Origin of the sequence: Haemophilus paraphrohaemolyticus, assembly GCF_002015045.1 — a bacterium.
Taxonomy (GTDB): domain Bacteria; phylum Pseudomonadota; class Gammaproteobacteria; order Enterobacterales; family Pasteurellaceae; genus Haemophilus_A; species Haemophilus_A paraphrohaemolyticus.
In genome coordinates this window covers 206551-225569 of the sequence record NZ_MUXX01000003.1, presented here as the reverse complement: position 1 = coordinate 225569, position 19019 = coordinate 206551, and the positions used below count along the sequence as shown (strand labels likewise).

Genomic DNA, 19019 nt, shown 5'->3' with positions numbered 1-19019 from the left:
AGTAGGGCATCGCCAGATTTTATTTCCTTAGTTTTCTTAAAGAAAGAGCATTAAGGAAATAAAGAATTTGATTGATAACCAGAGTGCAGTGGCTCTACCTGATCCCATTCCGAACTCAGAAGTAAAAAGCTGTAACGCCGATGGTAGTGTGGGGTTTCCCCATGTGAGAGTAGGGCATTATCAATCTTCAAAATTTGCGGAGCGGTAGTTCAGCTGGTTAGAATACCTGCCTGTCACGCAGGGGGTCGCGGGTTCGAGTCCCGTCCGTTCCGCCACTTATATTAAAAGCGAGTAAGATGCTCGCTTTAACTTTAGGGGCGTAGTTCAATTGGTAGAGCACCGGTCTCCAAAACCGGGTGTTGGGAGTTCGAGCCTCTCCGCCCCTGCCATTAATTTATAATAAAAAAACCTACTAAAAGAATTTAGTAGGTTTTTTTATTTTATACACTCTTATCATTTTACTATCTTTAGAAGATTGTTTCTAAAAATCAGTGAAACCTGTCTAGAAATAAATATGGCATATAGGACAAAATAGTTGGTAAGTATTAAATTTGATAATCTTTACCAGCCTTTTTATTTAAAAAATCCTGTATAAACAATATCTTATGCTTCTCGTTAAACCACTTTGAGGGTGTAGTGGTCAACTAAAACCACAGTCTCCGATAAGTTGTTTTATTGAAAATCGATGGTAATACTTGATTATAGCGATGTGGTCGAACAAAATTGTAGTACATTACATAAATAAAAGGATAATATTACCTATAAATAAATAGAAAACTCCACTTCCACTTTTAACGCCTCTAATACCTTGGCCGAATGCTGTTCGGCTTCTGCTAGTAGGCTAACCCCATCACTTAACGTCCAAGCGGTTGGATTTTGAAAATATTTTGCAAAAAACTCGGCTAAATCGACCGCTTTTTCATTGAGTAGTTGAAAAATCAGCTGTTGGAAATTTTGCTCTCGCAAGCATTTTGGCACGGCTGAAATCATCAAGCGAGTTTGTGACTGCCAATGTTTTTCGCTGATTTGAAAACCAAGATTTTCCAGTCCATTTCTCACTTTTTCCCAATGCTGTTGTTGTGTTTCGTCTAGCGTTAAGCTAAGTGGAATCAGCAAAGTTTGTGGTTCGGCTTTTTTGAGCTGCTCAATAAATTTCAAACGTTGCAATTGATTGAGCGAAACTAAATAGAAATCGTCATTTTCTTTGAGCAATAATGCTTTATTTTTCACTACTGCAAGCACGCTGGAACGTGTTGAAATTGCTGTTTTTGCAACATATTCGGTCTTTTCGACCGCTTGTGTTTGAATCACTTCTGGCTTTGCAAAAATCGGGCTTGCTTGATGTGGTTTTAATCCTGCAAGCGGTGCAAAATCCGATTCTGTTTGCAAATCCGTATTGCTTTCGGTTTTGACGAGTTCGTTATACCAACGCTGAGCCGATTTGCTTGAAATGTTCAAACGTGGCGTATATTGAGGTGAATGTGCTCGATGTTGCATAGAATGATCTGAAAATTGTACCACTTGTGGGCGAGATTCACTCTCTGTAAACGAAGGTACAAATATATTCGAACCTGCGGCTTGACGGTTGCTATCTTGCACATAAGTAGGGAAACTCTCGTGAACTTTATCTACAGGTGTTGGATTTGCTGTGATTAAATTTGCTTGCGGTTGCAACGCTTGCAACACACCTTGTAAGATAAAATCGTGCACCAAGCGTCCTTGATGGAAACGCACCTCGTGTTTGGCTGGGTGTACATTGACATCTACGTGAGTTGGGTCTAAATCTAAAAACAGCACAAATGCTGGATAGTCGCCCTGTGCAATATGCTCTCCGTAGGCTTGGCGAATGGCGTGGTTAATGGTTTTATCCCGCATCATACGCCCGTTTACGTAGCTATAACAGAGATCGTTTTGCGGTCGATCCAGTTCAGGTGAGCCAATCCAACCGTGTAGATGTAAATCCCCGTGCTGCCAGTCCAAATAATTTGCGTGCTGAATAAACTGTTCGCCACAGATTGCTGCTACACGTTTCTGTTTTTGTTCAATCGAATTGTCTACAGTTTTGCGGTATTGGCGAACAATTTTGTCATTGTGCGAAAGGGTAAAACTCACGTGTGGTTTGGCAAGTGCAATGCGGCGAACCACTTCATCTATATGCTGAAATTCGGTTTTGTCGGTGCGTAAAAATTTACGACGTGCAGGAGTATTAAAAAAGAGATTATTCACCTCAATGGTTGTGCCGACAGGATGCGAAGCGGGTTGAATGTCAACTACCATTTCTCGCCCTTGAGCATAAGCCTGCCACGCTTCCGCTTGCCCTTCAGGGCGAGAGGTTAAAAGTAGACGCGAGACCGAGCTGATACTTGCCAATGCCTCCCCACGAAAGCCAAGGCTTAAAATTGCCTCTAAATCTTCCAACGAGCTGATTTTACTGGTGGCGTGGCGTGCTAAGGCGAGTACTAAATCTTGTTTGGCAATGCCACAGCCGTTGTCGCGGATTTTAATCAGTTGCGAACCACCCTTTTCAATCTCAATTTCAATCTGCGTTGCTCCTGCATCAAGGCTGTTTTCAACCAATTCTTTGACGACAGAGGCAGGGCGTTCTACCACCTCGCCCGCCGCGATTTGGTTAGCAAGTTGAGGCGGAAGAATATTGATGAGGTGTTTTGTAGTATGTTGTTCTGTCATTTTCAGTTGTCGAGTAATAAATGTTCAACTCATTCTGTGCGACGGTTCCTGAACTTGTTGAAGGATTAGTCGCAGCAAGTGTTTTAAGCATAATTAAAAATGAAATCACGCATATTTAGCCTAATCCTTCGACAAGCTCAGGAATCGTCTCAATATGCATCTTTTCAATTTTATTATTTGTTGCATTTTGCCAGATTTTAGCATAATTTGACCGCTAACGACGTTTTCAAAAAAGGATAAATGATGACCAACATTTTACAAATTGCTCAACAAGCAAAACAGGCGAGTGTAGAACTTTCCCCATTCGGTCAAACCGCCAAAAATCAGGCACTACTTACCATTGCCGACAGCCTTGAAAGCCGTTCGGCAGACATCTTACAAGCGAACGAAAAAGACATTGAATTTGCAAAAACACAAGGAATTTCAGCTGCCATTATCGACCGCTTGTTGCTTACCGAAAGCCGCTTAAAAGCGATTGCCGATGATGTCCGCAATGTGGCAAGCCTCGCTGATCCAGTTGGGCAAGTGATTGACGGTGGCGTGCTTACAAGCGGTTTGAAAATCGAACGCCAACGTGTGCCTTTGGGCGTGATTTTAACCATCTACGAAGCTCGCCCGAATGTCACCATTGATGTGGCTTCACTTTGCTTAAAAACAGGCAATGCGGTGATTTTACGTGGTGGTAAAGAGACCAAATTTACCAACTCGGTATTGGTTGAAGTGGTGCAAAATGCGTTGGAAAAAGCAGGCTTGCCTAAATTAGCTGTGCAAGCGATTAGCAATCCCGACCGAGCCTTGTTGCTTGAGTTGCTCAAACTCGATCGCTACATCGATATGGTTATCCCACGTGGTGGAGCGGGTTTGCATCAGTTTTGCAAAGAGAATTCGACCATTCCAGTAATTGTAGGCGGGATTGGTGTTTGCCATTTATTTGTGGAAAAAACAGCCGACCAAGAGAAGGCGTTGGACGTTATCGTGAATGCGAAAACGCAACGCCCAAGCACTTGTAACACCTTGGAAACCTTGCTTGTTGATCGTGCGGTTGCAGAGGAATTTTTACCGAAATTAGTTGCTAAAATGAAAGCAGTAGGCGTAACACTTCACAGCGACGATTTACAAAACTCAGACGGAATTGAACCGCTTGATCAAGAAAAATTACGCCAAGAGTGGCTTTCGCTTGATTTAAGCGTGGTTGTAGTTGATGGCTTGGATGCGGCTGTTGCCCACATTCGTGAATATGGCTCGCAACACTCGGAAAGCATTTTAACCAGTGATTACAAACGTGCTCGCCAATTCGTTGCCCAAGTGGATGCCGCAGCGGTTTACATTAACGCTAGCACACGTTTTACCGATGGTGCCCAGTTTGGATTAGGAGCAGAAGTGGCAGTGAGTACACAAAAATTGCACGCCCGCGGACCAATGGGATTAGAAGCACTCACCACTTACAAATGGGTGTGTGAGGGGGATTATTTGGTGAGGGGGTAGGTTTCTGACACGATAAGCGGTAGAATTGTGCCAGAGATTTACAAATAATTGGTTGATACAATAGCCTTTTTTAAGGATCCTATGAACTACTTACAAACCGCCAAAGAAACCCTTGACCTTTACACCCAAGAAATTGACCGCTTGAATCAGCGTTTATCAGATGAATTTAACCAAGCGGTTGAGCTAATGCTCCACTGCGAAGGGCGTGTGGTAGTGGCAGGAATTGGCAAGTCAGGCTTAGTGGGCAAAAAAATGGTGGCTACCTTCGCTTCTACGGGTACACCAAGCTTTTTCTTACATCCGACCGAAGCATTCCACGGTGATTTGGGTATGCTCAAACCGATTGATGTAGTGATTTTAATCTCTAATAGTGGCGAAACCGATGATGTGAATAAACTCATTCCAAGCCTGAAAAACTTTGGCAATAAGATTATCGCCATCACGGGGAATCCGCATTCCACGTTGGGTAAATATGCCGATGTGGTGCTGAACATCCACGTAGAGCGTGAAGCTTGCCCAAATAATCTTGCCCCGACCACATCCACATTAGTGACGATGGCATTGGGCGATGCTTTGGCGATTGCCTTGATTACCGCCCGTGATTTCCGTGCTGAAGATTTTGCACGCTTCCACCCCGGCGGCAGTCTAGGTCGTAAATTGCTCTGTCGCGTGCGTGATGTGATGAATGCGAATGTACCAGTAGCAGAACCAACGGCAACATTCAGTGAATGCCTCTCTGTGATGAACGAAGGCAGAATGGGCGTAGCGGTGATTATGCAAGCGGGCGAATTATGTGGAATTATTACCGATGGCGATATTCGTCGTACACTCGCCAAATTCGGGGCAGAAAGCCTGAATAAAACTGCTGAGCAGATTATGAGTCGCAACCCGAAAACCATTGCTGACAGCACATTCTTGGGCAAAGCGGAAGAGATGATGAAACAGCTACATATTCACTCGCTCATTGCTTTAGATGATGAAGGTAAAGTGAGTGGGTTGATGGAGTTTTCAAATTAACCATAAAATAAAACCGCTTGTAGGAGATACAAGCGGTTTTATTTACATGATTAAGCCAGCACCGCTAATGCAGCATCGTAATTTGGTTCTTCTTTAATTTCTGAAACCAATTGGCTGTATAATACTTTATTTTGATCATCTAAAACGATAACCGCTCGTGAAGTCAAACCTGCAAGCGGTCCAGTTTGGATGGATACACCTAATTGTGCGTGCACTGCGTGGTTACGGAAAGTTGAAACGGTTTTTGCGTTTTCAATCCCTTCTGCACCGCAGAAACGAGCCTGTGCGAACGGTAAATCAGCTGAAATGCAAAGCACAACGGTATTGTTTAAATCTGCCGCTCGTTGGTTAAATTTACGCACAGAAGTCGCACATACCCCAGTGTCGATGCTTGGGAAGATGTTTAACACTTTGCGTTTGCCTGCAAAATCATTTAATGAAACATCGGCTAAATCGTTGCCAACTAACGTAAAGTTTTCCACCGTTTCGCCCGCTTGTGGGAAGTGTCCGCCAACCTCAATTGGGTTGCCTGCTAATGTTACTGCCATAAAATCCTCTTTTTTGTTTGGAAAAAACAAGGTTACTATACCCAATCTGCTTTTCAACACAAGCCAAAATAAACCTTTTTCTCTAATAGTTTATTTTTTGCTATACTCTTTGCCTGACTTTTGAGGAAATTTTATGTTAAAACTTATTCGAATTTTGTTAGTGCTATGTTGCTCGATTTTTATCTCTGTGGCTGGTGTTTTTTATGCGTTAGTCCGTTTACGCAATCCAGATTGTGTAGGTGAGATTGCTTATTGGTATAGCAAAATGCATAAACTGCTTGGCATTAAGTTAATTCGCAGTCCGTATACTGGCGAACGCCAACCAGCGATTTATATCGCCAACCATCAGAATAACTATGATATGGTGACCATCTCTTCGATGATGCCTAAAAAAACGGTAACCATCGGTAAACGTAGTCTGATTTGGATTCCATTTTTCGGCTTAGTTTATTGGGCAACGGGTAATATTTTCATCAACCGTGAGAAACGCAGCAGTGCTATCAGCACAATGACAAAAGTGGGCGAGATTATCCAACAACGCCAGATTTCAATTTGGATGTTCCCCGAAGGCACGCGTAGTCGTGGACGTGGTCTATTACCATTCAAAACAGGGGCGTTCCATACCGCTATTTCTGCAGGCGTGCCGATTATCCCGATTGTTTGCTCAACGCTTCATAACAAAGTAGATTTAAACCGCTGGGATAATGGCACGGTGATTTGCGAAGAGCTGGAGCCGATTGATACCAGCGGTTACAACCGTGATAATTTGAAAGAGCTTATCGAACATTGCCATCAAGTCATGCAAAAGAGAATTGCGGAGCTTGATGCGGAGATTGAGCAGTTGGATAAATAAATTATAATTGTAATTGCCTATCGTAGGGGCGGGTTTTATTCCCGCCCGAAAATTGCATATGAAAATGGGCGGAGATAACCCCCGTCCCTACGCTAAGAGCAACATTGTTGTTACAACAAACACTTTATCATATACCCAATGAATAAACCTCTTCACTTAACCCGTCGCCAACTTTTACAACGCTCGGGCTTGGCTTCAGCGATGGTTGCACTGCCCTCGCCTGTGTGGGCAAATTCGCAACCTGCATTAAAAATTCCACCGCTTGTCGATGTGGGGCGTGGGCGTCCTGTGCGTATTGATCTTCGCCCTGCTCAAACGCAATTTAATACGGGGAAGTTGGTTGATGTGTGGGGCGTAAATGGGCAATATCTCGCCCCAACTGTTCGTGTGCGATCGCAAGATTTTGTGAAACTCACTTACTTAAACAACCTCCCGCAAGCAATTTCAATGAATATTCAAGGCTTGCTTACACCCAGCGAGATGCTCGGTTCTTCACATCGTAAGCTTGAGCCCAAAGCCAGTTGGTCGCCAATTGTGAGCGTAAACCAACCCGCTTGCACTTGTTGGTATCACGCCGATACTTTGCTCAATTCAGCATTTCAGGTTTATCGTGGCTTGGCGGGTCTGTGGATTATTGAAGATGCTGAAAGCAAAAAGACCAATCTGCCGAACCAATATGGTGTAAATGATATTCCACTCATTTTGCAAGACCAACAAATCAATAAAGAGGGCAAGCAGGTACTCGACCCGAACCAACCGCAATTTTTCGGTTCACGCCTGTTTGTGAATGGGCAAGAATCGCCTTATTTGAAGGTACAAGCGGGCTGGATTCGCTTACGAATTGTCAATGCCTCACTCTCTCGCACGTATGAGCTACGCTTGGACAATGGGCAGCCGTTGCAATTGATTGCTACTGGGTTAGGGATGTTTGAAAAGCCGATTGCCCAGGCGATGGTGATGCTCGCCCCGAGTGAACGGGTGGAGATGTTGGTCAAAGTGGAAGAAGATACGCCTGTGTCGCTGATTACTGGCGAACCACGCAGCTTGCTGGATAAGGCAAAATTGCTGTTTAGTGATGGCAATGAGCTGGCGGATAATGTCATTTTAACTTTACAGCCACAAGGCTTGGCAGCAGTATTCACGCAGATGCCAGAAACGGTGCCGTTTAAGCTAGAGGATTTCAAAATGAACATCGTCAATGAGCGAAAATTTAATCTTCGTCCGCTGGATTATCTGATTAACCAACAACGCTTCGACCCAAAACGGATTGATTTTAGCGTGAAAAAAGGGAGCGTAGAGCGTTGGTATCTCACGAGCAACAGCGATATTGGCTTTACCTTACAAGGGGCGAAGTTTGTGATTGAAACCCGCAACCGCCAACGTTTGCAAAATAAATATTTAGCGTGGAAAGATACTGTTTGGTTGTCGAAAGATCAGGAAGTTACGCTGTTAGTTAAATTTGAACACGAAGCCAGCAATGAGCTGCCATTTAATTTTGGCGTGTCGGATTTAATGTTGCGAGATCGCGGTGCAATGGGGCAATTTACGGTTGAGTCGTAAACTGAAGCGTAAAATGCAAGCGGTCGGATCTGTATAGAAATTTACAAAAAATTGCATAAAAATGGCCGCTTTTTAGCACAATTTGCTGTCTATCAGGTAAAATAAGCCGATTTTTCACATTACTATATTGGGTAGAGCAACTTCAGTTCGCCAACAATAAAATCAAAAAGTTATAAAATGACGGACTGAAGTCCGCCCTACAAAACCTGTTAATAACCCGATTTTCTATAAAATAGGATAACGTATGGAATATTTAGATTTTGAACTACCAATTGCCGAACTTGAGGCGAAAATTGAGTCGCTAAAGGCAGTGGCAGAACAAGATGACAAAATCAATCTTGATGATGAAATCAAACGTTTAGAGAAAAAAGCGCAAGAGCTTACCAAAAAAACCTTTGCGAATTTAGATGCGTGGCAAACATCCAAAATGGCGCGTCACCCGAACCGTCCTTATACTTTGGATTATATTGATCATATTTTCACCGAATTTGATGAGCTTGCGGGCGACCGTGCTTTTGCTGACGATAAAGCGATAGTTGGCGGAATCGCGCGCTTAGAGGGGCGCCCGGTGATGGTTATCGGTCATCAAAAAGGCAGAAGCACAAAAGAAAAAGTGATGCGTAACTTCGGGATGCCAGCGCCAGAAGGCTACCGCAAGGCATTGCGTTTAATGGAAATGGCAGAACGTTTTAACCTACCGATCATTACCTTTATCGACACCCCAGGAGCATACCCTGGTATTGGTGCAGAAGAGCGCGGTCAGGCAGAAGCGATTGCCCGCAACTTGCGTGAAATGTCACAACTTAAAGTGCCTGTGATTTGTACCGTAATCGGCGAAGGCGGCTCAGGTGGTGCATTAGCCATCGGTGTGGGCGATAAAGTGAATATGTTGCAATATTCCACTTATTCGGTAATTTCGCCAGAAGGCTGTGCCTCTATTCTATGGAAAAGTGCCGAAAAAGCCTCAACCGCTGCGGAAGTAATGGGCTTAACCGCACAACGTTTAAAAGAGTTGAAACTGATCGATGAAATCGTAGCAGAACCTATCGGCGGTGCTCACCGTGATTACGCTGAAATGGCAGAAAACCTCAAACAACGTATTCTGACTGATTTACACGAATTGGATAATCTGGATAAAGAAGCGTTGTTACATCGCCGTTATCAACGTTTGATGAGCTACGGTTATTGCTAATCTTGAATTAGCAAAGATAAGTGGTAAGGTTTTAAAAGAATCTTACCGCTTGTTTTTTATCGTTATGCTACTTGTTCCGTTGAAAGCTGCCAACCTTGCTGACGATATTGTTTATAACGCTCACGGGCTTGGGCTTTTTCGGTTTCATTTACAGGTACAAACTCAATCACTTGATTAAAACTTGTCACAAATTCAGGAATTTGCGTTTGCAAACTGATCAATAGATCTCGGCGTTGGGCGTTGCGTTTGCCTTTCCAGCTAATTTCAATCGGCGTTGGATATTGCGTCGTTTCGCCCGAAAGATTATGTGGCACAAAAGAATCCGGCTCTCTTGCCCAAAGTAGTTCATCAATTTCAAAAGCTTGTTGATCAGTTTCGCACGCGATCAATACGCGCTTGCCAAGTCGCCACGCTTTTGCTGCTAAATCACACGCTTGTTCGTGAATATTATCTTTGTTTAAAACGTAAAATTGAGCTTGTTTCACTACTTTTTCCTACTTTAAATCCCCTAACCCCCCCTTTCCAATTCAATCAATACGTGGTAATACAAAATACGCAATCACAATACAGAGTCACTTGTATGGGGCTACACAGTATGAGGTGAAACTGCCCGTGGTTTCTGCTTTAAATTTTAATTGCTATGCCTTAAGCGAGGTTGTATTCGCCTTAAATTGGAACGCCTAATTTCGATTAAATTTCGCTTAGCCAATTCGCCTGTTGAATTTGTGTATCCAATTGGCGATGCTGTTTGGCAAGCTCATCAATCTGTTTGCGAATAGCTTTCACATCAATTGCCGCAAGGGTTTTGATCTCGCTACGGCTATAACGATCAAAGGTCTGGGTTGCACTATCTGCAAGGTTAATTAAGGTGCTATGTTCTGCTTTTAAGCGGTCACGTTTTGCAAGTGCTTCAACCATCAACTGCCCGTTTTCAAGTGAAATGCGATTATTCGCAAGGTTGATTTTTATGATAAGTTGTTCAAGCTCTGTTGCGGTTTGGCGATACTCGGTGAGTAGGGTATTTGGATCTTCTGCAGGTTTTTCGCCCTCTTGATATTGGGCATTTTGGTTTAAGCGTTGTTTTAGTTGCTCTAAACGGCGTTGCAAATCGGCACGTTCAATTAAAGCTTCGGCTAATTTCATAAGTTATCCTTGAACTAAAAAAATTTACAATACTCTAACACAACACTGACACTATTTCGATAAAAATAGTGTTAAGATCATTTCTCTTTTTATATTGATAAACAAGGATATTATTATGGGTTTATTTGATTTTGTAGGCGATATTGGTCGCAAATTATTTAATAAAGAAGAAGAGGCTTCACAAGCCGTAACAGAACATTTAGCACAAGACAACCCCGGTGTAGAAAATGTGCAAGTCACAGTTGAGAATGGCGTAGCGACTTTATCTGGCGCAGCAACGACAGCCGCAGCGATTGAGAAAGCGGTGTTAATGGCAGGTAATGTAGCAGGGATTACTTCTGTCAATATTGATAATGTGCAGCTTGCAAGCGGTGAAAAAATCGGTGCGGATGACGAATTTTATGTGATCCAAAAAGGCGATAGCTTATGGAAAATTGCAGAAAAAGCTTATGGCAACGGAGCAAAATATACAGCTATTTTTGAAGCAAACCGTGAAGTGATTAAAGATGCGGATAAGATCTTCCCAGGTCAAAAAATCCGTATTCCAAAAGGTTTATAATTTCATTTAATATAGAAAAACGGAGAAAATTTTATCCCTCTCCGTTTTTTTATTTTATGTATTAAATCCCTTGCATTGTTAGTACTTGCAAGATATGGCTTTGAACGTTACAATGCCTGTCTATTTATCTATCTTTTATATACTCACCATTGAGGTTTAAGAATGTCAATTTCTATCGAAACTTTAGAAGGCTTACAACGCCGTGTAACAATTATCGTAGCAGCAGATAAAATCGAAGCAGCTTACAAAGAACAATTAAAAGGCTATGCGAAAAACGCTCGCGTAGATGGTTTCCGTAAAGGTAAAGTACCTCACTCAATTATTGAACAACGTTTTGGCGTGGCAGCTCGTCAAGATGTGTTATCTGATGAAATGCAACGTGCATTCTTTGATGCTGTTATCGCAGAAAAAATTAATCTTGCAGGTCGTCCGACTTTCACACCAAACAACTACCAACCAGGTCAAGAGTTCTCTTTCTCTGTCACTTTTGAAGTGTTCCCAGAAGTAGAATTAAAAGGCTTAGAAAACATTGAAGTTGAAAAACCAGTTGTGGAAATCACTGATGCGGATTTAGACAAAATGGTTGATGTTTTACGCAAACAACAAGCAACTTGGGCAGAAAGTCAAGAAGCTGCGAAAGCAGAAGATCGCGTTGTAATCGACTTCGTAGGTTCTGTTGATGGCGAAGAATTCGAAGGCGGTAAAGCAACTGATTTCGTGCTTGCAATGGGTCAAGGCCGTATGATCCCTGGTTTTGAAGAAGGTATCGTAGGCCACAAAGCGGGCGAGCAATTCGACATCGATGTGACTTTCCCAGCAGAATACCACGCTGAAAACTTAAAAGGTAAAGCGGCGAAATTCGCGATTACCTTGAAAAAGGTAGAAAATATCGTATTACCTGAATTAACGGAAGAGTTCGTTAAAAAATTCGGTAACGCAAAATCAGTTGAAGATTTACGTGCAGAAATCAAGAAAAATATGCAACGTGAATTAAACAACGCAGTCACTGCACGTGTGAAAAACCAAGTAATCAATGGTTTAATTGCACAAAACGATATCGAAGTGCCTGCAGCAGCAGTAGCGGAAGAAGTGGAAGTATTACGTCAACAAGCGGTTCAACGTTTTGGTGGTAAACCAGAAATGGCAGCACAATTACCAGCTGAATTATTCGAAGCAGAAGCAAAACGTCGTGTTCAAGTAGGTTTATTACTTTCAACCGTAATCGGTTCTAACGAATTAAAAGTGGATGAAGCACGTGTTGAAGCAATGATCGCAGATATCGCATCAGCTTACGAGCAACCAGCTGAAGTGGTGGAATACTACGCGAAAAACCGTCAATTAACTGAGAATATCCGCAACGTGGTATTAGAAGAACAAGCGGTTGATGCAGTATTAGCAAAAGCGAAAGTGACTGAGAAAGCGATGTCATTTGACGAGTTAATGCAATCACAAGTTCAAGCCTAATCTTTAAAGCCGCTCCGCTGTGAGCGGTTTTCGTGTACAAGCGGTTTGTTTTCGCAAAACTTTTGCAAAATCTGACCGCTTGATTTGCATTATTTGCAACCAAAGAGAGGATTTATGGACTTAACGTTTACTCAACAACTTCAACAATTTATTGGAAATCATCCTTTGCTGATTGCAGCGTGGGTGGCAGTATTTGTGATTACCCTTTATACCTTATTCAAAGGAGCAACCAGCAAATTCGAAGTGATTGAAAATGCTCAAGCGGTGCAGCTAGTGAATAACGAAGAAGGCGTATTCTTAGATGTGCGTACTGATGATGAATTTCGTAAAGGGCACATTGTGGAAAGCCACTTAATTCACCCAAGCAATATTAAAGATGGTAAAACCACTTCAATCGACAAATTCAAAGTCCGTCCAGTAATCGTGGTAGATGGCAATGGTTTTGGTGCAGCTAAAATCGCAGAAGAGCTTGTCAAACACGGCTTTGAGAAAGTTTATGCACTTAAAGAAGGTATGATGGGCTGGAAAGCAGCAAATCTGCCAACAGTGAAAAAATAAGGAAATAGTATGGCTGAAGAAAACAAAATTGCTGAAACAGCAGAACAAGAAGCACAACAGTTCGAATTCCAAATTCAACGTATCTATGTCAAAGATGTTTCTTTCGAAGCACCAAACCTACCAACCATTTTTAACCAAGAATGGGCGCCTAAATTAGGTTTTGAACTCGATACTGAAACGCGTGAATTAGGCGAAGATCTTTATGAAGTGGTATTACACATCAATGTTTCAACCACATTAGAAGGCAGTGGCGACACAGCATTCATCTGTGAAGTAAAACAAGCAGGCGTATTTACCATCAAAGGTTTAGAAGGCATTCAATTGGCTCACTGCTTATCTGCACAATGCCCAGAAATCCTTTACCCTTATGCTCGTGAGTTAATCGCAAGCTTAGTAAACCGCGGTACATTCCCTGCATTAAATCTTTCTCCAGTAAACTTTAATGCACTATTTGCGGATTACCTTGAGCGTTTAGAAGCAGCATCTGAGGAAGAAGACGAAGAGAAAAGCAAAGAAAAAGCAAACTAATTTTGTTTTTTTTAAAGAATAGGTATGTGAAAACATACCTATTTTTTTAGATGCGATATAATGCGAAAATCTTATTTTCCTCTTTACCTTGTGGGAAGAGTTTACAAGACAAAGGATGAACTATGACTGCAACCTACTCCGCGCCTGTAACCGTGCTCGGTGCTGGTTCTTACGGCACAGCATTAGCGATTGCACTTGCTCGCAATGGACACAAAACCTACCTTTGGGGGCACCAGCCTGAAGCCATGGCAAAATTGTCGTCTGAACGAATGAACCAAACCTTTTTGCCTGATATTCTTTTCCCTGAGGCACTTGAAATTGAAAGCGATTTGGCACAAGCATTAAGCAAAGCACGCGATTTGCTGATTGTTGTACCAAGCCACGTGTTTGCCGAAGTGCTACAAAATATCAAGCCGTTTATTAGCCCTGAGCATCGCATTATGTGGGCGACTAAAGGTTTAGAGCGTAACACAGGGCGATTATTGCAAACAGTAGCGGAAGAGATTTTAGGTAAATCGCATTCACTAGCGGTCTTATCTGGCCCAACTTTTGCAAAAGAACTCGCTGCTGGCTTACCAACCGCCATTGCTCTTGCTTCAAACGATCCGCAGTTTGCGGATGAAATGCAGCAACGCATTCACTGCTCGAAAACTTTCCGTGTGTATATCAACAATGATATGGTTGGCGTGCAATTGGGCGGTGCAATTAAAAACGTGATTGCAATTGGTGCTGGTGTTTCGGATGGAATGGGCTTCGGGGCAAATGCTCGCACGGCATTGATTACCCGTGGATTAGTTGAAATCAGCCGCTTAGGGGCTTCGCTTGGAGCCGATCCGAAAACCTTTATGGGAATGGCAGGTTTGGGCGACTTGGTGCTCACTTGTACCGACAATCAATCTCGTAACCGCCGCTTTGGTTTAGCGTTAGGGCAAGGCAAAAAAGCAGACGATATTATTGAAGAAATTGGGCAAGTGGTGGAAGGTTTCTACAACACTAAAGAGGCTTATTTACTCGCCCAAAAACAAGGTGTTGAAATGCCAATTGTGGAGCAAATCTACCAAATGTTGTTTGAAGGAAAAAGTGCGGTGGATGTTGCCAAGGCTTTGTTAGGGCGTGAGCGGAAAGGAGAGTAAAAAGGGAAAATATGATAAACGCACAACAACAGGACATCATTTGGCAAGAGCTCCGTCAAGAGGCACAAGCATTGGTTGAAAGCGAACCGATGCTTGCTAGTTTTTTTCATGCAACCATTTTAAAACATGCAAATTTAGGCAGCTCGCTTAGCTATATTCTGGCGAATAAACTCGAAAACCCGATTATGCCTGCGATTGCATTGAAAGAAATTATTGAAGAGGCTTATCGTGCAGAGCCTCAAATTATTACGAGTGCGGCTTGTGATATTGAAGCGGTTCGCACCCGCGATCCTGCGGTGGATAAATGGACTACACCGTTGCTCTATCTCAAGGGTTTTCACGCCTTACAAAGCTACCGCGTGACTCATTATTTATGGAAGCAAGGACGAAAAGCGTTGGCCGTTTATCTACAAAATGAGATTTCGGTCGCATTTGATGTAGATATTCACCCTGCAGCACGCGTAGGCTGTGGCATTATGTTCGACCACGCGACGGGCATTGTGGTGGGCGAAACAGCGGTGATTGAAAATGATGTTTCTATTCTGCAAGGCGTGACACTTGGTGGTACGGGTAAAGAACACGGAGATCGTCACCCTAAAATTCGCGAGGGCGTGATGATTGGTGCAGGTGCGAAAATTCTCGGCAATATCGAAATTGGACAATATGCGAAAATTGGAGCAAATTCGGTGGTGCTTCAGCCTGTGCCCGATCACGCGACCGCTGCTGGCGTGCCTGCCAAAATTATCAGTAAATCTTCCGACCAAAAACCTGCCTTTGATATGAACCAATATTTTGAGGACACTCAAGGAATGTTTGGGGATGGGATTTAGCAAATTGCTTATAGAAAAAGACCGCTTGTTGTTACAAGCGGTCTTTGCTTAGAGCCTTATTCAGCTTCATTTAAAATCAACCAGCCCATATCTAACCAATCGCAAATCGTATCAAGCAACAATTCTAATTCTGCCTGATCTTTCACTCGAGAAGCTAGTTTATTCCACGAAATTGAATCGCCATTTGCAATGCGAATTAACAAGTTGGTTTCAGCTTCGTTTAGCTCATCAATCCACTCGCCGTTCACATAAATACGTTGCGGATTTTCGGTGTAAAGCATTTTCACATTTGCATCTTGTTGCAACCAACCGCCCGCTTCGAGCACTTCTTGCACTTCGTCTGGATAATTTTCGCCTTCTTCGGTAAGTTGCTCATAGCGTCTTGAACTCACCGCAGAAGCCACTGCGTGGGTAAAAATAGCATCAAACTGCTCAGAATCTTGCAATAAGTTGATTAACTGGCGTTTGAAATTTGCGACCATTTTCGGATCTAACAACGCATTCGGCTGCTCATTTGGTGACAAACGGAACGGAATATTAAATTCGGATGTTGGCAATAAATCGTGCTCTTTATCTAAAGTCTCCGTGAATTTGCAGAGCAAATCTGCCGCATTTGGATAACGTAAACCGAACGAGAAAGTCAAACTATCGGTTTCTGACACACCATAATGTGCCATACGCGAAGGTACATAAAGCACGTCGCCAGGTTGCATCACTTCATCAATCACCAAATCGCCCATATCATCAAAAATGCGAATTGGCTGGTTTGGCTTAAATTCAGTAGAAGGATCGCACCATTTGCCTACTTGCCAACGGCGTTCGCCATAGCCTTGTACAAGGAATACATCATATTCATCATAATGTTTGCCTACAGTGCCATTTTTTGGTGAGCAAGAAACCATAATATCATCACGCTGCCATTGCGGAATATAGCCAAAGGCTTGCCATAATTCGCCCAATTCTGGCGACCATTGCTCTAAATTTTGCACCATTACCGACCATTGCTCTGGCAAGTTTTCCAAATCGCTCTCTTCAAACGGACTGTTTTTCACCGACCATTGCTCGTTTTGGCATTGAATTAGGCGAGCGGTAATCTCTTCTTCCAAAGCCAATTCCAAAATATCGTTTGGTTCGAACAAATCGACAATTTGCGGCAAACCGTTACGGATTAAAAGCGGTCGTTTTTGCCAATAATTTTGCAAAAAGTCTTGTGGTGTGATGTTTTCAGGTAAGCAGAATGGAATGTTCATAGGGCGTTCCTTCTTTTGAGAATAGTTGTTCTTATAATAGCGATTTTTTGTGCAAAATACACGGAAAGAATAAAGAAATGTGATTTTATATGCAAAAAAGCATACAAAAAAACCGACCAAACGGTCGGTTTTCTTTTTTATTTTGCAAATTATGCTAACGCTTTGATACGTGCAGATAATTTCGCTTTGTGGTTTGCTGCTTTGTTCGCGTGGATTAAGCCTTTAGATGCCATACGATCCACTACTTTTTGCATTTCAACGAAAGCTGCTTGAGCGGCTGCTTTATCACCTGCTGCTACTGCTGCGTATACTTTTTTGATGAATGTACGCATCATTGAGCGTTGGCTTGCGTTGTGTTGGCGGCGTTTTTCAGATTGAACCGCACGTTTTTTTGCTGACTTGATATTAGCCAAGGTCAAACTCCTAAGATATCTGTGTTAAATAAATAAGCATAAACGGGTTTATGCTGCTATCGATAGTTTTTAATTCATTTTCAACGAGACACGTGCTTGAAAATAACACCGTTTTTCTGTTTAAGAAAACGATAGAGCGAGATTTTATCAGCTTTTTGCCGATTTTCCTATAAAAAAGGATAATTTTCTGATCAATTTTGCAATTTAACTTCTAAAATCTTGCTTACGAATACCTAAAATAAAGAGCATCGCAAAATAACTGATTGCAGCAAGCACAATCAACCAACCAAGCCAATAGACTTTCACCAGCGTACTCATTTCAAACCACGCTTTTAAGTGTGGTGAGAAATAATGGACTAGCTCGCCCATTACTAGGGCTGCAATCACTATTTTTAAGATAAAGAAAATCGTTTTGCGAGAGATGTGATAAATGCCCTGTTTCGACAGCTGGCGATAAAGCAAAGAGGCATTTACCGCAGCGGATAACACTGACGCCATTGCTAAACCTAAGTAGCCAAATGGAATCGCAAGCAAGCCAAAACACATATTACAAGCGGTCGCAATTAAGCCAATTTTTACGGGGGTTTTGGTGTTCTGGTTAGCATAAAAACCGTTCGCTAAAATACTAATGAGCATATAGCTATTTAGTCCTAAACACATAATCCAGAGCGAATGGCTAGAGGCAATTACATCTGAAAGCCCAAATTTACCGCGCATAAAGAGCGTCATAATCATTGGCTGAGCAAGGGTAGCAATGCCGATCATGGCAGGAATCCCAAGCAGTAATACCATGCGCACGCCCCAGTCCATTGTAGTTTGGAATTGGGTTTTACGCTCAGTTTCATTTAGCTCTTTCTGCTTGGCAATTTTAGACAGGGTTGGAAGTACTACAGTCGAAATCGCAATACCGAAAATACCGAGTGGGAATTCGATCAAACGGTCGGAATAATAAAGCCACGTGATTGAGCCTGTAACCAAAAAGCTGGCAATCACTTGGTTTAATAATAAGTTGATTTGAGTCACTGATACGCCGAATAACGCAGGTAACATCAGTGTACGCACTTTTTTTACGCCTTCATCATTCCATGCCCATTTCGGTTTTACTAACAAACCCGCTTGCTTCATAAATGGAATTTGGAACAGGAATTGCAGTAATCCACCTAAGAAAATCCCCCACGCAAGGGCAATGTCTGGTCGCTCAAAATAATCTGCACCGAAGATTGCCATCGCAATAATCGCCACATTAAGCAACACAGGCGAAAATGCCATCACACCGAATTTGCCAAGCGTGTTAAGCACTGCCCCAGAAAGGGCAACAAAAGTGATAAACCAGAGGTAAGGAAAGGTGATTTTCAACAATAGTGAAGCCTGTGTAAATTTTTCCGCATCAGCCCCACCATTAAGCCAATCTATAAACCAGCCTGTACCGAAAAGTGCTGCTACAATAGGCGAGCCGATCATTGCTAATAATGTCACAGCCGACACTACCAACCCCAACGACCCCGACACTTTCGCCACAAATTCGCGGGTTTTGTTTAAGTCGTTATCAGAATTATATTCCGCTAAAACGGGCACAAATGCCTTAGAAAAAGCCCCTTCAGCGAATAAACGACGCAGAAAATTGGGAATACGATTGGCGAAAAGAAAGACATCTGACATCGCCCCCGCGCCGAGTACACTTGCCACGATCATATCGCGAATTAAGCCCAACACGCGGGAAACGAGGGTTAGCCCACTAACTAATATGCCTGATTTTAGAAGTTTTTTGCTCATAGCCTCTATTTTTTCTGGACTCCAA

Annotated in this window: 18 protein-coding genes, 2 tRNA genes and 1 rRNA gene; 14 read left to right on the top strand and 7 right to left on the bottom strand. The window is 42.7% G+C overall.

The genetic code is table 11. The features are described from left to right. Positions 1 to 70: 70 nt before the first annotated feature. The 3 genes from rrf to B0184_RS03290 all read left to right on the top strand — a co-directional run bounded on the left by rrf (position 71) and on the right by B0184_RS03290 (position 389). Positions 71 to 186: ribosomal RNA gene (gene rrf, locus B0184_RS03300) — 5S ribosomal RNA — on the top strand. Between the two features lie 12 nt (positions 187 to 198). After that, positions 199 to 275, top strand: a tRNA-Asp gene (locus B0184_RS03295). Between the two features lie 38 nt (positions 276 to 313). Beyond that, positions 314 to 389 (top strand) — tRNA-Trp (locus tag B0184_RS03290). Between the two features lie 370 nt (positions 390 to 759). On the opposite strand, the gene mutL is transcribed toward B0184_RS03290, so the two are convergent. After that, positions 760 to 2688 (bottom strand): DNA mismatch repair endonuclease MutL, encoded by a 1929-nt coding sequence (mutL, locus tag B0184_RS03285; protein WP_005707649.1) that lies wholly within the window; start codon positions 2686 to 2688, stop codon positions 760 to 762. 243 nt (positions 2689 to 2931) lie between these two features. Here mutL and B0184_RS03280 point away from each other — a divergent pair, with 243 nt between their 5' ends. Both B0184_RS03280 and B0184_RS03275 read left to right on the top strand, forming a co-directional pair. Then, positions 2932 to 4173, top strand: a complete 1242-nt coding sequence (locus tag B0184_RS03280) for a glutamate-5-semialdehyde dehydrogenase (protein WP_005707666.1) — start codon at positions 2932 to 2934, stop codon at positions 4171 to 4173. Positions 4174 to 4254: 81 nt separating this feature from the next. Beyond that, positions 4255 to 5190 carry a KpsF/GutQ family sugar-phosphate isomerase gene (locus B0184_RS03275; RefSeq protein WP_005707650.1) on the top strand — a complete coding sequence of 312 codons (936 nt, stop codon included), beginning with the start codon at positions 4255 to 4257 and terminating at the stop codon, positions 5188 to 5190. Positions 5191 to 5240: 50 nt separating this feature from the next. On the opposite strand, the gene tpx is transcribed toward B0184_RS03275, so the two are convergent. Beyond that, the gene (tpx, locus tag B0184_RS03270; protein ID WP_005707655.1) at positions 5241 to 5738 is read right to left on the bottom strand and encodes a thiol peroxidase; all 498 of its coding nucleotides are present in this window, start codon (positions 5736 to 5738) and stop codon (positions 5241 to 5243) included. Between the two features lie 133 nt (positions 5739 to 5871). On the opposite strand from tpx, the gene B0184_RS03265 reads away from it, so the two are divergent. The 3 genes from B0184_RS03265 to accA all read left to right on the top strand — a co-directional run bounded on the left by B0184_RS03265 (position 5872) and on the right by accA (position 9343). Beyond that, positions 5872 to 6591: a 1-acylglycerol-3-phosphate O-acyltransferase gene (locus tag B0184_RS03265; protein ID WP_005707662.1), complete on the top strand. Its 720-nt coding sequence runs from the start codon at positions 5872 to 5874 to the stop codon at positions 6589 to 6591. 138 nt (positions 6592 to 6729) lie between these two features. Beyond that, complete coding sequence (locus tag B0184_RS03260; RefSeq protein ID WP_005707665.1) at positions 6730 to 8151, top strand: multicopper oxidase domain-containing protein; 1422 nt, start codon at positions 6730 to 6732, stop codon at positions 8149 to 8151. A 244-nt stretch (positions 8152 to 8395) separates the two neighbouring features. Beyond that, the gene (gene accA / locus B0184_RS03255) at positions 8396 to 9343 is read left to right on the top strand and encodes an acetyl-CoA carboxylase carboxyl transferase subunit alpha (protein ID WP_005707658.1); all 948 of its coding nucleotides are present in this window, start codon (positions 8396 to 8398) and stop codon (positions 9341 to 9343) included. A 62-nt stretch (positions 9344 to 9405) separates the two neighbouring features. Here accA and B0184_RS03250 read toward each other — a convergent pair whose 3' ends face one another. Together B0184_RS03250 and B0184_RS03245 are read right to left on the bottom strand one after the other, a co-directional pair. Then, positions 9406 to 9828 (bottom strand): DNA polymerase III subunit chi, encoded by a 423-nt coding sequence (locus B0184_RS03250; protein WP_005707648.1) that lies wholly within the window; start codon positions 9826 to 9828, stop codon positions 9406 to 9408. Positions 9829 to 10033: 205 nt separating this feature from the next. Further along, a complete protein-coding gene (locus tag B0184_RS03245; protein WP_005707656.1) occupies positions 10034 to 10486 on the bottom strand; it encodes a DIP1984 family protein in 453 nt (150 codons plus the stop codon). 115 nt (positions 10487 to 10601) lie between these two features. Between B0184_RS03245 and lysM the strand changes: the two genes are divergently transcribed. The 6 genes from lysM (at position 10602) to cysE (ending at position 15558) form a co-directional block, all read left to right on the top strand. After that, positions 10602 to 11045, top strand: a complete 444-nt coding sequence (gene lysM, locus B0184_RS03240) for a peptidoglycan-binding protein LysM (RefSeq protein WP_005707643.1) — start codon at positions 10602 to 10604, stop codon at positions 11043 to 11045. Positions 11046 to 11207: 162 nt separating this feature from the next. Next, the gene (tig, locus tag B0184_RS03235) at positions 11208 to 12509 is read left to right on the top strand and encodes a trigger factor (protein ID WP_005707657.1); all 1302 of its coding nucleotides are present in this window, start codon (positions 11208 to 11210) and stop codon (positions 12507 to 12509) included. Positions 12510 to 12623: 114 nt separating this feature from the next. Beyond that, positions 12624 to 13067 carry a rhodanese-like domain-containing protein gene (locus tag B0184_RS03230; RefSeq protein ID WP_005707651.1) on the top strand — a complete coding sequence of 148 codons (444 nt, stop codon included), beginning with the start codon at positions 12624 to 12626 and terminating at the stop codon, positions 13065 to 13067. A gap of 9 nt (positions 13068 to 13076) precedes the next feature. Beyond that, a complete protein-coding gene (secB, locus tag B0184_RS03225) occupies positions 13077 to 13595 on the top strand; it encodes a protein-export chaperone SecB (RefSeq protein ID WP_005707641.1) in 519 nt (172 codons plus the stop codon). Between the two features lie 122 nt (positions 13596 to 13717). Beyond that, a complete protein-coding gene (gene gpsA, locus B0184_RS03220) occupies positions 13718 to 14728 on the top strand; it encodes an NAD(P)H-dependent glycerol-3-phosphate dehydrogenase (protein ID WP_005707640.1) in 1011 nt (336 codons plus the stop codon). Positions 14729 to 14739: 11 nt separating this feature from the next. After that, positions 14740 to 15558 (top strand): serine O-acetyltransferase, encoded by an 819-nt coding sequence (cysE, locus tag B0184_RS03215; RefSeq protein ID WP_005707652.1) that lies wholly within the window; start codon positions 14740 to 14742, stop codon positions 15556 to 15558. A gap of 56 nt (positions 15559 to 15614) precedes the next feature. On the opposite strand, the gene B0184_RS03210 is transcribed toward cysE, so the two are convergent. From B0184_RS03210 to murJ, 3 genes are all read right to left on the bottom strand, one after another. Continuing rightward, positions 15615 to 16808, bottom strand: a complete 1194-nt coding sequence (locus B0184_RS03210) for a ribosomal protein uL16 3-hydroxylase (protein WP_005707663.1) — start codon at positions 16806 to 16808, stop codon at positions 15615 to 15617. A 149-nt stretch (positions 16809 to 16957) separates the two neighbouring features. Continuing rightward, positions 16958 to 17221 (bottom strand): 30S ribosomal protein S20, encoded by a 264-nt coding sequence (rpsT, locus tag B0184_RS03205; RefSeq protein WP_005707639.1) that lies wholly within the window; start codon positions 17219 to 17221, stop codon positions 16958 to 16960. 204 nt (positions 17222 to 17425) lie between these two features. Further along, positions 17426 to 18994 carry a murein biosynthesis integral membrane protein MurJ gene (murJ, locus tag B0184_RS03200; protein WP_005707647.1) on the bottom strand — a complete coding sequence of 523 codons (1569 nt, stop codon included), beginning with the start codon at positions 18992 to 18994 and terminating at the stop codon, positions 17426 to 17428. Positions 18995 to 19019 lie beyond the last annotated feature (25 nt).